Raw genomic sequence first — 12787 nt, forward strand, 5'->3', positions numbered from 1 at the left:
GAACATCCATTCTCATGGGAGATCTGGCCTGTGTCCTCGGGATTTTCGCGGAGTTATCCACAGGTCGGAGCCGGGTCCGGGCGCATTGTCAGTGGCAGGCGTTAGCGTCATGGACGTGAAGCGATCGACTCAAGCAAATCGGGTGGAACCCATGGCAGGCACCGACCGCGAGAAGGCGCTGGACGCCGCACTCGCACAGATTGAACGGCAATTCGGCAAGGGCGCCGTGATGCGCATGGGGGAGCGGCCGAACGAACCCATCGAGGTCATCCCCACCGGCTCCACCGCGCTTGACGTCGCGCTCGGCGTCGGCGGCATCCCCCGCGGCCGCGTGGTCGAGGTCTACGGCCCGGAGTCCTCCGGCAAGACGACCCTGACCCTGCACGCCGTCGCGAACGCGCAGAAGGCCGGCGGCTCCGTCGCGTTCATCGACGCCGAGCACGCCCTCGACCCCGAGTACGCCAAGAAGCTCGGCGTGGACACCGACGCCCTGATCCTGTCCCAGCCGGACAACGGCGAGCAGGCCCTGGAGATCACGGACATGCTGGTCCGCTCCGGCGCGCTCGACCTCATCGTGATCGACTCCGTCGCCGCCCTGGTGCCGCGGGCCGAGATCGAGGGCGAGATGGGCGACTCCCACGTCGGCCTCCAGGCCCGGCTGATGAGCCAGGCACTGCGCAAGATCACCAGCGCGCTCAACCAGTCCAAGACCACCGCGATCTTCATCAACCAGCTCCGCGAGAAGATCGGCGTGATGTTCGGCTCGCCGGAGACCACGACCGGTGGCCGTGCGCTGAAGTTCTACGCCTCGGTGCGCCTCGACATCCGCCGCATCGAAACCCTCAAGGACGGCACGGACGCGGTCGGCAACCGCACCCGCGTCAAGGTCGTCAAGAACAAGGTCGCACCGCCCTTCAAGCAGGCCGAGTTCGACATCCTCTACGGCCAGGGCATCAGCCGTGAAGGCGGCCTGATCGACATGGGGGTGGAGCACGGCTTCATCCGCAAGTCCGGCGCTTGGTACACCTACGAAGGCGACCAGCTCGGCCAGGGCAAGGAGAACTCCCGCAACTTCCTGAAGGACAACCCGGATCTCGCCAACGAGATCGAAAAGAAGGTCAAGGAAAAGCTCGGTATCGGCGTGAAGCCGCAGGAGCCGGCGGTGGAGCCCGGCGCGGATGCCGCGGTGGCGGCGGGCGAACCGGCCGTCGCAGCTCCGGCACCGGCGGCCAAGGCCGCCAAGGGCTCCAAGGCCGCCGCGGCCAAGAGCTAGCCCGCCATGACGCGGCGAACGGAATGGCCGGGCAGCGGGGACGACACCCACAGCGCTGCCGGCGACACCGAGCCCCGTCAGGGCCGCAGAGGCCGTCACGGCCGGGAGAACAGCGGTGGTCCCGACTCGTCGAGGGCCGAATCGGGACCACCGCGTACGCCCGAGGAGCAGGCACGGGCCATCTGCCTGCGCCTGCTCACCGGGAACCCGCGTACGCGCAAGCAGCTCGGGGACGCACTGCGCCAGCGGGGCATCCCCGACGAGGCCGCGGAGGAGGTGCTCTCCCGCTTCGAGGAGGTCGGACTGATCGACGACGCGGCCTTCGCGGATGCCTGGGTGGAGTCCCGCCACCATGGGCGCGGCCTGGCCCGCCGCGCTCTGGCCCGTGAACTGCGCACCAAGGGTGTGGACTCCGCCCTCATCGATGTGGCCGTCGGCCGCCTCGACTCCGAACAGGAGGAGTCCACCGCCCGCGAGTTGGTCGACCGCAAACTCCGCTCCACCCGGGGCCTGGACCGTGAAAAGCGCCTCCGCCGTCTGGCCGGAATGCTGGCCCGCAAGGGCTACCCGGAGGGCCTCGCCCTCCGCGTCGTCAAACAGGCCCTGGAAGAGGAAGGCGAGGATCCGGAACTTCTGGAGGAGCACTACCTGCCGGATGTGTGAGGAAGCGGACCCCACGGCGGCAGAGTGAGGGGCACGAGGGCAGGTCTGGGCAACCATGGCCAGAGCAGACGCCAGGGGGTCGGGGGAAGAGAGTCGAAGCCGCCCTCACCCCAGCCGCCCCTCACCTCACCGCCAACCCCGCCCCCCGCCAAGCCTGGAAGCCGCCCTCCAGATCGGTTGCCCGGTGCAGGCCCAGCTCGCGCAACGAGAGCGCCGCGAGGCTCGATGCGTAGCCCTCGTTGCAGATGACCACGACCGGCAGGGCGTGATGTGTGGCTTCCGGAGCGCGGTGTGCGCCCGTCGGGTCGAGCCGCCACTCCAGCTCGTTGCGTTCCACGATCAGCGCGCCGGGGATGATGCCGTCGCGCTCCCTCAGCTCCGCATAGCGGATGTCCACCAGCAGCCCGCCGGCCTCCTGGACCGCTGCGGCCTCCCGGGGGCTCACCCGGTGCCCCAGTTCGCTCCGGGCCCGGGCCAGCAATGCGTCGATCGCGCTCATGTCCATTCCTCCGGCTGCTCGACCGCTTCGAGCCGCAGCACCGGTCCGGTGCGGCTGTAGCGGCGCATCAACGGCAGCGGCGGGTAGTAGGCGTGCACCGACACCGCATGGGTGTCGGCGGAGAGGTTGAGCACCTGATGCACATGGTGCGGGCCGAACGCCCGGCCGCGGCCGTCGCTCAGCGTGCGCTCCCGGTCCACGCCGTCGGCGAGTTCCAGGGTCTTCCAGCCCTCGGTGGGGAGGGGGGCGGTGAGCGACTGTTCCGTCAGCTCACCCGCGGCCGTCGCGAAGGCGCCGTGCGAGCCGCCGTGGTCGTGCCAGCCGGTGCCGGTGCCGGGCGGCCAGCCGATCAGCCATGCCTCGCTGCCGCCCGGCCCGTCCAGCCGGATCCAGGTACGGCCTTCGGGGTCGAGCGGGAGCGAGGTGATGAGCGCCGCGTCCGCAGCGGTGCGGCGGGCGAAGTCGAGGAGTTCGGACGCGCTGGGCCCGCCGTCATGGCCGGGGCCGGTGGTATGCGGGCGCGCAGGGGTACGTACGTCGGGCACGGAAACCGTCCTGGGTGATCGCGAAGAGGCGCGGCTGCCGGACAGGGGCAGGCGGCCGCGCGGGGAAGGAGATGAGGATCAACAGGACGGACGACACATACAGCCCGCATAGCGGAGCAGGTCGAGATGGACCCTCCGCCAGAATCGCGAGCTGTGATCAGTCACCCTCGGAGTGAAGCATGGACGTTCGTACAGGGTCAACAGCGGACGGCTCCCCTTCCCCGGTTCCGCTGTTCCGGAAGACCGCGGAATCCCCGGTCCCCCCGCTGACCCCGGACCGACGGGCCCGGTCGGCCCCGGCCTCCCGCCCGTGTGCCCCGCCCCGCACCGCGTCCGCGCAGGCGGCCATCTCGGCGGGGCGGACACCGGACAGTGCGGTGACCAGCTGGCCGTCCGGCCGCACGAGCAGCACGGTGTGGGCGGCCGCACCCGGATAGGCCTCGGTGACCAGGATCTCGGCGGCCATCGGCAGTGCGTCGACCGCGTCGGCCAACCGGGGCATCAGACCCGCCGACTGCCAGTGCCGCCGGTCCCAGACCCCCGTGCCGGGCGCCACCAGCACCACCAGGAGGCCCTTCCCGAGCCGGTCGTGCAGCCGGACCACCGAACCGTCGGACGCGGTCACCGGCACATCGGTGACGGCCGCGCCGGGGAGCGTCTCGACGAGGGGGCCCTCCGCGGCGGGCGGCGCGAGGGGGGTACGGGCGTACACGGGCGGCGAGCCCAGCGGGCCGCGGCCCAGGTGGCCGTCGGTCAGCAGGGTGCTGCGGCCGCGCACCGCACCCGGAAGCACGGTCCGCCAGCGGGCCGATCGGCCGTCCCGAAGCAGCGGCAGCGCCTGGTCCGCGGCGCGCAGCCGGGCCGCGACCGCACCCCGGCGCTCGGCCTGGTAGCTGTCGAGCAGCACCTCGGAGGCGCCGTGGTGCCAGGCCAGGCCCAGTTTCCAGGCGAGGTTCTCGGCGTCCCGCAGGCCCTCGTCGAGGCCCTGGGTGCCGAGGGCGCCCAGCAGATGGGCGGCGTCCCCGGCGAGGAAGGCGCGGCCCTGCCGCCAGCACCGGGCCAGCCGGTGGTGGACGGTGTGCACGCCGGTGTCGAGGAGCTCGTACGGCGGGACCAGCCGGCCGTGGCCGCGGCCCCGTGCGGGCACCGCGCCGCCGTCCATGCCGCTCTCGCCGACGGCGTCCACCGGGGATTCGGTGGCCCAGCCGGCCAGGGAGTCGCGGATCCGGGCGACCAGGGCGTCCGGCGTGACCAGTTCACGCCCCGGCGGCAGCAGCCAGTCCAGCCGCCAGAGGCCGTCGGCCAGCGGGCGGGCGGAGACCTCGGTGCCGGGTTGGCCGCCGTGCCGGGGCGGCGACCGGTGCAGCAGGGCCTCACCGGGCCAGGGGAGTTCGCAGCGCAGCGCGGCCACGGCATGCCGTTCCACGGCCGTACGGCCCGGGAAGCGGATGTCCAGCAGCTTGCGGACCGTCGAGCGCGGGCCGTCGCAGCCGATGAGGTAACTTCCGCGCCACCACGTCCCGTTGGGGCCGCGGGTCTGGGCGCTGACGCCGTGCTCGTCCTGTTCGAGGCCGGCAAGACGGCTGCCGGTGACGACCTCGGCGAGCTTCTCGTCGGCGAGTGCGGCGCGCAGGGCGCGGGTGAGCGCATGCTGCGGGAGATGGACCGGGGACACGGTGGCGGGGGCGGCCGCGCCGTCCGGGGTCCGGGGGGCGAAGGCGACGCGTTCCAGCAGGCGCCGGCGGCGCATCGTGCGCCAGGCCGTCCAGCGGGTGCCGGCGCTCTCCAGGGTGCCGGCACAGCCGAGCCGGCCGACGAAGGCCGCGGTGTCCTGGCGGAGCACGGCGGTGCGGGCCAGGCGGGTGTCCTCCTGGCCGGTGGTCTCGTCGAGGACGACACAGGGCACGCCGAGGCGGGTGAGGGCGAGCGAGAGGGAGAGGCCGACCGGGCCGGCCCCGACGATGATCACCGGGTCCACGGCGCAGCTCCCCGGGGCCGCTGGTACGTACGGGACAGGCGGTAACTGGCAGTTGGAGCCCGGTGCGTGATCACACAGCGTATGCAACCCACTGCGGCCGCTCGCGTCAAGTGACGGAGGCGGTGGCGACGGCGCCACCGCCTCCGGACGGTCTCATCTCAGCCGCGCAACGGCCGCCGGGCCGGCCGTGCCGCTCGGGGCGGCACGGCAGGCACTCGGCCGGGCACTCAGTCCTGCTTGCCCGCCGGCTTGTCGGGCACCGCGTCGGCAACCTCCATCGCGTCGCCGGCCGCCACCGGCTCGCCGGCCGTGGTCACCTCGATACCGGTCCTGGCCCGGCGGCCGCGCTGCTCGATCCAGTTGGCGAGGGCGGACAGCGCCAGGCACATCGCGACATAGATGGCGCCGGTCACGATGATGACCGGGACATAGGTGTCGTTGCCGTTCACGATGATGTTGGTGCTCATCAGCCGGGCCGTGAACAGCAGCTCCTCGAACGTGATGATGTAGCCGAGGGAGGTGTCCTTCAGGGTCACCACGAGCTGGCTGATGATCGTCGGCAGCATCGCCCGGACGGCCTGCGGGATCAGCACCGTCGTCATGACCTGCGTCTTGCTCATGCCCAGTGCGTAGGCGGCCTCGCGCTGCCCCTTGGGCACGGAGTTGATGCCGGCCCGCAGCACTTCGGCCTGCACCGAGCCGTTGTAGATCGTCAGCCCGACGACGAGCGCCCAGAACTGCGGCTGGCTGCCGGTGAGGCCGAGGCTCTCGCGGTTGGTGAGGAAGATGACCCACAGCGCGTAGATGGTGATCAGCAGCGGGACGGCGCGGAAAAGCTCGATGAACCCGGTCGACAGCCAGCGGACCGGCTTGTGGTCCGACAGCCGCGCCACCGCGAGCAGCACGCCCAGGATCAGCGACAGCACCGCCGCGACGGCGAAGACCTGAAGCGTCGTCAGCACGCCGTCACGGATGTTGGTCCGTACACCGGCGTTGTTGAAGATGTTCCACACCTCGGGCTCGAGCTGGCCCTTGGCGCTCAGCCGCAGCACGGCGAACGCGATCAGCCCGAGTACCGCGAGGGTGCCGAGGACCGTGTAGACGCGGTTGCGCGTCTTCGCCTTCGGTCCCGGTACGTCATAAAGAACGCTCGCGCCGCTCATGCCCCTACCTCGCTTCGTTCCGCCCCGCCTGCGCGCGGTACCCACGTCGTGCTGCTCTGTCTGCCGAGGCCGGTCATCGGGCGACCCCCATCCGGCGCTCCAGCAGCCGGAAGAAGCCGCTGATGGCGAAGGTGATGATGAGGTAGGCGAGTGCGGTCCACAGGAAGATCAAGGCGATCGCATAGCCCTTGTCGTTGAGCAGTTTGGAGACGCTGAACAGCTCGGGGTAGCTGAACGCCCCGGCGATCGCGGAGTTCTTCGTCAGCGCGATGAAGATGCTGCTCAGCGGCGACAGCACGGTGCGGGTCGCCTGCGGCAGCACGATCATGCGCAGCGTCTGGGAGAAGGTCATGCCGATCGAGCGGGCGGCTTCCGCCTGCCCCAGCGGCACGGTGTTGATGCCGGAGCGCACCGCCTCGCACACGAAGGAGGAGGTGTAGAAGCCGAGGGCCAGAGTGGCCAGGGCGAAGGGGCTCCAGCCGTTGAAGAGGATCTGCGGCACGACGAAGAACGCCACCAGGAACAGCAGCGTCAGCGGGGTGTTGCGCAGCAACGTGACCCAGGCCGTCCCGAAGGCGCGCAGCGGCGGAATCGGGGAGACCCGGAACCCGGCTATGAGTACGCCCAGTACCAGCGCGAGCAGACCGCTGGACGCGGTGATCGCCAGAGTGCTGAGGAACCCGTCCCGGAACTCGGGCAGATAATCGAGGAGTACGTTCATGGGGTCTCCGCGGTAGCGGTCAGGTCGACGGTGGGAAGAGGGGCGGGGAGCGGGGGAAGACAGCGCGCCCCGCACGCCCGGCCGCGGCGGGCGTACGGGGCGGCGCAGTCAAGCGGGTGCCGGCGCCTCAGTAGCGCGGCAGCGGCGTCTGCGGGGCGGTGTACTTCGAGCCCGACTTGCCGAGCGTGCCTTCGTACGCCTTCTGGTAGTCGCCGTTCTTGATGTGGTTCTCCAGGGCGCTGGTGATCGCGTTGCGGAGCGCCTTGTCGTCCTTGTTCATACCGACGCCGTAAGGCTCCTTGGTGAAGGAATTGCCGACGACCCGGAGCTTGGTGGGCCGCTGGGCGGCGTAGCCCTTGAGGATCGCGTCATCGGTGGTGACGGCGTCGACCGAGCCGTCCAGCACGTTCTTGACGCAGTCCGAGTACTTGCCCAGCTCGGTGGTCTTGGCGCCGTACTTCGCCTTCTTGATCTCCTGGAGCGGGGTCGAGCCGGTGATCGAGCAGACCTTCTTGCCCCGGAGGCTGTCCGGCCCGGTGATGGACTTGTTGTCCTTGCTCACGAGGAGGTCCGCGCCGGCGGTGTAGTACGGGCCCGCGAAGCCGACCTGCTTCTTGCGCTCGTCGTTGATGGTGTACGTGCCGACGTAGAAGTCGACGGCACCGCCGGAGATCTTGGTCTCGCGGACGTTGGAGTCGACCGTCTGGAACTCGATCTGCTTCTCGGAGAAGCCCAGGTCGGCGGCGATCATCTTGGCGATCTCGATGTCGAAGCCGGAGTACTTGTTGGTGGCGGGGTCCTTGAAGCCGAGGAACGGCTGGTCCGCCTTGACGCCGACGACGATCTTCTTGGCCTGCTGGGCCTTCTTCAGCACCGCAGAGTCGATCTTCGGCGCCGAGGCGACCTTGTAGTCGCCGCTGTAGACCTCGCCGCCGGCCGGCTTGTCGCCTGCAGAACCCGACTCGCCGCCGCACGCAGTCGCCGTGGCCGCCAGCGCGAGCACCACCGCACCGGCCGCAGCCGTCTTACGAATCCTCATGGTGAACATCCTTTGGTTCAACAAGTGTTGGCATTGATGGTGGCCCAACTGCGGCCTCAGTGGTGGAGGATCTTCGACAGGAAGTCCTTGGCGCGGTCACTGCGCGGGTTGTTGAAGAACTGGTTCGGCTCAGCCTCTTCGACGATGCGGCCGTCCGCCATGAAGACGACCCGGTTCGCTGCGGAGCGCGCGAACCCCATCTCATGGGTGACCACGATCATCGTCATGCCGTCCCGGGCGAGCTGCTGCATCACGTCCAGCACCTCGTTGATCATTTCCGGGTCCAGCGCGGAGGTCGGCTCGTCGAACAGCATCACCTTCGGGTCCATCGCCAGCGCACGGGCGATCGCCACCCGCTGCTGCTGACCGCCGGAGAGCTGTGCGGGGTACTTGTCGGCCTGGGTGCCGACGCCGACCCGGTCGAGCAGTGCGCGGGCCTTCTTCGTGGCGGCTGCCTTGTCCGTCCTGCGGACCTTGGTCTGCCCCAGCATCACGTTCTCGAGCACCGTCTTGTGCGCGAACAGGTTGAAGGACTGGAAGACCATGCCCACGTCGGCGCGCAGCCGGGCCAGCTCCCGTCCCTCCTGCGGCAACGGCTTGCCGTCGATCGTGATGCTGCCGGTGTCGATGGTCTCCAGGCGGTTGATCGTGCGGCAGAGCGTCGACTTGCCCGAGCCCGAGGGCCCGATCACGACGACGACCTCGCCGCGGTGGATCGTCAGGTCGATGTCCTGGAGCACGTGCAGCGCGCCGAAGTGCTTGTTCACGTTGTCCAGCACGACCAGCTGGTCCCCTGCCGGCGCGGGACCCTCGGCGTTCTTGGTCACCGATACTTCGCTCATCGGCGTGTAGCTCCGTCCTCCTCGGTTGGGAGGACCCTAGTAACGCCCTTCGACCAGCGTCATTAGTTCTGAGGGGAACTTGAGGATAACGATCCGGCCGCAAACGGACACTCTGCGTGAAGCGGGGCGCCGAGGTGGCGGCGGTGGACGGTTGCCGCGGGCGTACCGGCTGGGTAACGGATGGCGGCCGGGAGGTGGCCTCCTCTTGACGCGCGCACCTCCCATCGCCGTAGATGCCCTGTGGCCTGTACGCACGCACCCGGGAAGGAGGCCCGATGAGACTGCTGCTCGTCGAGGACGACGATCATGTCGCCGCGGCCCTGTCCGCGGTGCTCGCCAAGCACGGCCTGTCCGTCGTGCACGCACGCAACGGCGAGGAAGCGCTCAAGGCCCTGCTGCCCGACCATGCGGAACCGTTCGCGGTGGTGCTGCTCGATCTCGGGCTGCCCGACCAGGACGGCTTCGAGGTGTGCGGCCGGATCCGCAAGCTCTGCGCCATCCCCGTCATCATGGTCACCGCGCGCTCCGATGTGCGCTCCCGCATCCACGGCCTCAACCTCGGCGCGGACGACTATGTCGTCAAGCCGTACGACACCGGTGAGCTGCTGGCCCGCATCCACGCGGTGAGCCGGCGTACCGCGCCCGGCGGCGCCGACCAGCCGGCCGACGAGAGCGCCGCCGACGACGCGCTGCACCTGGGTGCGGTCACCGTCGAACTCCCCACCCGCCAGGTGTCCGTGGACGGCACCTCGGTTCCGCTCACCCGCAAGGAGTTCGACCTGCTCGCCCTGCTCGCCCAGCGCCCCGGCGTGGTCTTCCGCCGGGAACAGATCATCAGCGAGGTGTGGCGGACGAGCTGGGAGGGCACCGGACGGACCCTTGAGGTGCATATCGCCTCCCTCCGCGCCAAACTGCGGATGCCCGCCCTGATCGAGACGGTGCGCGGCGTCGGCTACCGCCTGGTCGTGCCGGCCGCCGGCGCGGGGCCCCGGCCGCCCGCCGCCCCGGCCTCCTGACGGCCGCCGCGACCACGTGCGCACCCGACTCCTCCCGCTCCTCATCGTCCTCATGGCCGGTGTGCTGCTCGCGCTCGGCATCCCGCTGGGCGTGATCACGGCCGGTGTGGAGCAGCAGCGGGTGGTCGTCGACCGGATCGACGATGCCGCCCGCTTCGCCTCCCTCGCCCAGTTCGTCACCGCCCGCCCCGCCGCCGACGGCGACAGCAAGACCCCCGAGGAGGACGAGCGGCGCGCCACCCTGCGCACCGAGCTCGCGCGCTACTACGGCCTCTACGGCATACGGGCCGGTGTCTTCTACCGCGATCACACCCCGATGGCCGCCGCCCCCGCCGGTATGCCGGTGCCCCGCGAGGGCGAGGGCGCACAGGCCTTCAGCGAGGCGCTGGCCGGCCGTCGCAGCCACGACCCGCACCAGATCTGGCCCTGGGACGACACCGGCCGTATCCCGGTCGCCTCACCGGTGATCCGCGACGGCGATGTGGTCGCCGTCGTCATGACCGACTCGCCCACCGCGCAGATGCGCTCCCATGTCCTGCGCGGCTGGCTGCTGATCGCGGCCGGAGAGTGCGCGGCCATGCTCGTCGCCGTCGCCGCGGCCTTCCGCCTCACCGGCTGGGTGCTGCGGCCGGTACGGGTCCTGGACGCGGCCAGCCACGACATCGCCACCGGCCGGATGAACGCCCGGGTGGCCGCCACCGCGGGCCCGCCCGAACTGCGCCGCCTGGCCCGCTCGTTCAACGAGATGGCCGACAACGTCGAAGACGTCCTGGAACAGCAGCGCGCCTTTGTCGCCGACGCCTCCCACCAGCTGCGCAACCCCCTCTCCGCGCTGCTGCTGCGGATCGAGCTGCTGGCCCTCGAACTCCCCGACGACAACGCGGAGATCGCCTCGGTCCGCACGGAGGGCAAGCGGCTGGCCCGCGTCCTGGACGATCTGCTCGACCTCGCGCTCGCCGAACACACCGCCGCCGACCTCCAGCTCACCGATGTCGCGGCGCTGGCCGCCGAACGCGTCGATTCCTGGCGTCCGCTGGCCGACGACAAGGGCGTCCTCCTCACCTACGAGGGGCAGCCCGCAGTCACCGGCTGGGCCGACCCGATCGCCCTGTCCAGCGCCCTGGACGCCGTCGTCGACAACGCCCTGAAGTTCACTCCTGAGGGCCGGCCGGTCACCGTCGGTGTCGCCCCGGAGGGCGAGCGCGTCCATGTCACCGTCGCCGACCGGGGCCCCGGCCTGACCGACGACGAGCTCGCCCGGGTCGGCGACCGCTTCTGGCGCAGCAGCCGCCACCAGAACGTGTCCGGATCCGGGCTGGGCCTGTCGATCACCCGCGCCCTGCTCACCGCGGGCGGCGCCACCATCGCCTACGCCCCGCATCCGCCGCACGGGCTGAAGGTCACCGTCACCGTGCCGCGCACCGCACCGTGACGGGCGTCCGCACGGGCCGCCGGGTACCCCGGTCACCTGTGCTACCGTTGACGGCGTTGCAGTTGTGGTACCCATGATGAACTTTGTGCGCGCCCGGAGGCTGGTAGCCCCGGGCGTTCCTTGTTTTCCGGACCTGTTCCGGTGTGGGGCAATCATCTCGGCGACAAGGAGGCCGCACAGTGTGGTCTCCGGTTTGCCCCATGAAGGAGAAAAACATGGCTTCCGGCACCGTCAAGTGGTTCAACTCGGAAAAGGGCTTCGGCTTCATCGAGCAGGACGGCGGCGGCCCCGACGTCTTCGCCCACTACTCGAACATCGCCGCCCAGGGCTTCCGTGAGCTCCTCGAGGGCCAGAAGGTCACCTTCGACGTGACCCAGGGCCCGAAGGGCCCGCAGGCGGAGAACATCGTCGCCGCCTGACGCTCCTGGCGTCCCGTGACCGGGGCCCGCACCGGCTGGTCCGGTGCGGGCCCCGATCCGTTCGCGGGCGGGGCCCGGCCGGGCTCTCAGCGCCCGGCATGGCATCTCCGGGCTGCCGGAGCCAGGCCGTTGGCGATCAGGTTTTCGGGGCCGGGACTGCCGGCTCAGGGCTTCTGGGACACGTAATAGCGCCGGGCGCCCTCATGCAGCTCCAGCGGATCGGTGAACACCGCCGTCCGCAGATCCACCTTCTGCGCGGCATGCACCTGGCGCCCGATCGAGTCCCGGCTGTCGATGACCGTACGGGTGATGCCCTGGGTCATCGCCGCGTCCTCGCGGTCGGTCGTCACCAGTAGGTTCGCGACGGCGATCGTCTTCACTCCCTGCCCGTCCTGGGCCAGGGGGTAGGCGTCGGCCGGCATCACCGCCGCGCGGTAGTAGCGCGTGCGCTCGCCCTGCCGGTGCAGCGCCGGCCCCAGGTCCCCGAGCTGGACCAGCCGCACCGGGAACCGCCGGACCAGCCGCTGCACCGCCGTCGTCGGCAGCCCGCCGGACCAGAAGAAGGCGTCCAGCTTGTGCTGCTCCAGCAGTTTCGGCATCTCGTCGATGCCGACCCGTACCGGCTCGATGTCCTTGTTGAAGTCCAGCCCGGCGGCCTCCAGCAACCGCCGGGTGATCAGCTGTACGCCGGAGCCGTCGGCCCCGACGCCCACCCGCAGCCGCCGCAGATCCTTCGTCGAGCGCACCGCGGACTTCTTCGGCACCACCAGCTGCATGTAGTCGTCGTACAGCCGCGCACAGGCCCGCAGCCGGTCCGCGCCCGATTCGCCCCTGACCTGGTACTCGGCGACCGCGTCCGCCGTCGCGATGGTGAACTCCGCGCGGCCGGCGACCAGTTGCCGCAGATTGTCGATGGAGCCCTCGCTGCGGGCCAGCCGCAGATCCACGTCCGGCAGGTCGTGGGCCAGGTCCTGCTTCAGCAGCTCCCCGTAGCGCGCGTACACCCCGGTCGGCACGCCCGTCGCCAGCGTCACCTGCCCGCGGGGCGAGGGCTCACCGCCCATCGCCAACAGCCACCACAGCCCCAGCCCGAGGGCGACCAGTGCGGCGACCGTCGCCTGGAAGGCCCGGCGGCCGGTGCGGGAGAGTGCTGTGACCATGGGCGGGATCCTGCCAGCACATCGGCCGGAAAGGGAG

General features: G+C 70.6%; 14 protein-coding genes. 5 read left to right on the forward strand and 9 right to left on the reverse strand.

All coding sequences use genetic code 11. The annotated features are described in order from the left end of the window. Positions 1–151: 151 nt before the first annotated feature. Both recA and recX read left to right on the forward strand, forming a co-directional pair. Positions 152–1273, forward strand: a complete 1122-nt coding sequence (recA, locus tag K7C20_RS27255; RefSeq protein ID WP_053209844.1) for a recombinase RecA — start codon at positions 152–154, stop codon at positions 1271–1273. Between the two features lie 6 nt (positions 1274–1279). Further along, positions 1280–1936 (forward strand): recombination regulator RecX, encoded by a 657-nt coding sequence (gene recX / locus K7C20_RS27260; RefSeq protein ID WP_053209843.1) that lies wholly within the window; start codon positions 1280–1282, stop codon positions 1934–1936. 121 nt (positions 1937–2057) lie between these two features. On the opposite strand, the gene K7C20_RS27265 is transcribed toward recX, so the two are convergent. The 8 genes from K7C20_RS27265 to K7C20_RS27295 form a co-directional block, all read right to left on the reverse strand. Then, positions 2058–2435 carry a rhodanese-like domain-containing protein gene (locus K7C20_RS27265; protein ID WP_030081495.1) on the reverse strand — a complete coding sequence of 126 codons (378 nt, stop codon included), beginning with the start codon at positions 2433–2435 and terminating at the stop codon, positions 2058–2060. Beyond that, positions 2432–2980 (reverse strand): cupin domain-containing protein, encoded by a 549-nt coding sequence (locus K7C20_RS27270; protein WP_053209842.1) that lies wholly within the window; start codon positions 2978–2980, stop codon positions 2432–2434. The genes K7C20_RS27265 and K7C20_RS27270 overlap by 4 nt, the downstream gene beginning before the upstream one ends. Before the next feature lie 78 nt (positions 2981–3058). Beyond that, positions 3059–3145 carry a putative leader peptide gene (locus tag K7C20_RS39285; RefSeq protein WP_311624691.1) on the reverse strand — a complete coding sequence of 29 codons (87 nt, stop codon included), beginning with the start codon at positions 3143–3145 and terminating at the stop codon, positions 3059–3061. Next, positions 3138–4958, reverse strand: coding sequence for an FAD-dependent monooxygenase (locus K7C20_RS27275; RefSeq protein ID WP_053209841.1), 1821 nt, complete (start codon positions 4956–4958; stop codon positions 3138–3140). Before K7C20_RS27275 ends, K7C20_RS39285 begins: the two co-directional genes overlap by 8 nt. 227 nt (positions 4959–5185) lie before the next feature. Continuing rightward, complete coding sequence (locus K7C20_RS27280; RefSeq protein WP_030081487.1) at positions 5186–6121, reverse strand: amino acid ABC transporter permease; 936 nt, start codon at positions 6119–6121, stop codon at positions 5186–5188. A 73-nt stretch (positions 6122–6194) separates the two neighbouring features. Then, positions 6195–6842: an amino acid ABC transporter permease gene (locus K7C20_RS27285; protein ID WP_030081485.1), complete on the reverse strand. Its 648-nt coding sequence runs from the start codon at positions 6840–6842 to the stop codon at positions 6195–6197. A 127-nt stretch (positions 6843–6969) separates the two neighbouring features. Then, the gene (locus tag K7C20_RS27290; protein WP_030081483.1) at positions 6970–7881 is read right to left on the reverse strand and encodes a glutamate ABC transporter substrate-binding protein; all 912 of its coding nucleotides are present in this window, start codon (positions 7879–7881) and stop codon (positions 6970–6972) included. A 56-nt stretch (positions 7882–7937) separates the two neighbouring features. Beyond that, positions 7938–8723, reverse strand: coding sequence for an amino acid ABC transporter ATP-binding protein (locus K7C20_RS27295; protein ID WP_030990388.1), 786 nt, complete (start codon positions 8721–8723; stop codon positions 7938–7940). Between the two features lie 275 nt (positions 8724–8998). On the opposite strand from K7C20_RS27295, the gene K7C20_RS27300 reads away from it, so the two are divergent. The 3 genes from K7C20_RS27300 to K7C20_RS27310 all read left to right on the forward strand — a co-directional run bounded on the left by K7C20_RS27300 (position 8999) and on the right by K7C20_RS27310 (position 11590). Continuing rightward, on the forward strand, positions 8999–9739 hold the full coding sequence (locus K7C20_RS27300; protein WP_053209840.1) for a response regulator transcription factor: 741 nt from the start codon (positions 8999–9001) through the stop codon (positions 9737–9739). Between the two features lie 16 nt (positions 9740–9755). Then, positions 9756–11171 carry a sensor histidine kinase gene (locus K7C20_RS27305; protein WP_053209839.1) on the forward strand — a complete coding sequence of 472 codons (1416 nt, stop codon included), beginning with the start codon at positions 9756–9758 and terminating at the stop codon, positions 11169–11171. A gap of 215 nt (positions 11172–11386) precedes the next feature. Next, on the forward strand, positions 11387–11590 hold the full coding sequence (locus K7C20_RS27310; RefSeq protein WP_006602702.1) for a cold-shock protein: 204 nt from the start codon (positions 11387–11389) through the stop codon (positions 11588–11590). Positions 11591–11754: 164 nt separating this feature from the next. Here the strand turns inward: K7C20_RS27310 and K7C20_RS27315 are convergent, their stop codons facing one another. Next, positions 11755–12750: a TAXI family TRAP transporter solute-binding subunit gene (locus K7C20_RS27315; protein ID WP_030081469.1), complete on the reverse strand. Its 996-nt coding sequence runs from the start codon at positions 12748–12750 to the stop codon at positions 11755–11757. Positions 12751–12787: the final 37 nt, after the last annotated feature.

It is taken from the genome of Streptomyces decoyicus, from assembly GCF_019880305.1.
Classification (GTDB): domain Bacteria; phylum Actinomycetota; class Actinomycetes; order Streptomycetales; family Streptomycetaceae; genus Streptomyces; species Streptomyces decoyicus.

Excerpts from the sequence above, each read along its gene's own strand:
- recA (WP_053209844.1), top strand. The coding sequence starts at position 152 with ATGGCAGGCACCGACCGCGAGAAGGCGCTGGACGCCGCACTCGCACAG.
- recX (WP_053209843.1), top strand. The coding sequence starts at position 1,280 with ATGACGCGGCGAACGGAATGGCCGGGCAGCGGGGACGACACCCACAGC.
- K7C20_RS27265 (WP_030081495.1), bottom strand. The coding sequence starts at position 2,435 with ATGAGCGCGATCGACGCATTGCTGGCCCGGGCCCGGAGCGAACTGGGG.
- K7C20_RS27280 (WP_030081487.1), bottom strand. The coding sequence starts at position 6,121 with ATGAGCGGCGCGAGCGTTCTTTATGACGTACCGGGACCGAAGGCGAAG.
- K7C20_RS27285 (WP_030081485.1), bottom strand. The coding sequence starts at position 6,842 with ATGAACGTACTCCTCGATTATCTGCCCGAGTTCCGGGACGGGTTCCTC.
- K7C20_RS27290 (WP_030081483.1), bottom strand. The coding sequence starts at position 7,881 with ATGAGGATTCGTAAGACGGCTGCGGCCGGTGCGGTGGTGCTCGCGCTG.
- K7C20_RS27295 (WP_030990388.1), bottom strand. The coding sequence starts at position 8,723 with ATGAGCGAAGTATCGGTGACCAAGAACGCCGAGGGTCCCGCGCCGGCA.
- K7C20_RS27300 (WP_053209840.1), top strand. The coding sequence starts at position 8,999 with ATGAGACTGCTGCTCGTCGAGGACGACGATCATGTCGCCGCGGCCCTG.
- K7C20_RS27310 (WP_006602702.1), top strand. The coding sequence starts at position 11,387 with ATGGCTTCCGGCACCGTCAAGTGGTTCAACTCGGAAAAGGGCTTCGGC.
- K7C20_RS27315 (WP_030081469.1), bottom strand. The coding sequence starts at position 12,750 with ATGGTCACAGCACTCTCCCGCACCGGCCGCCGGGCCTTCCAGGCGACG.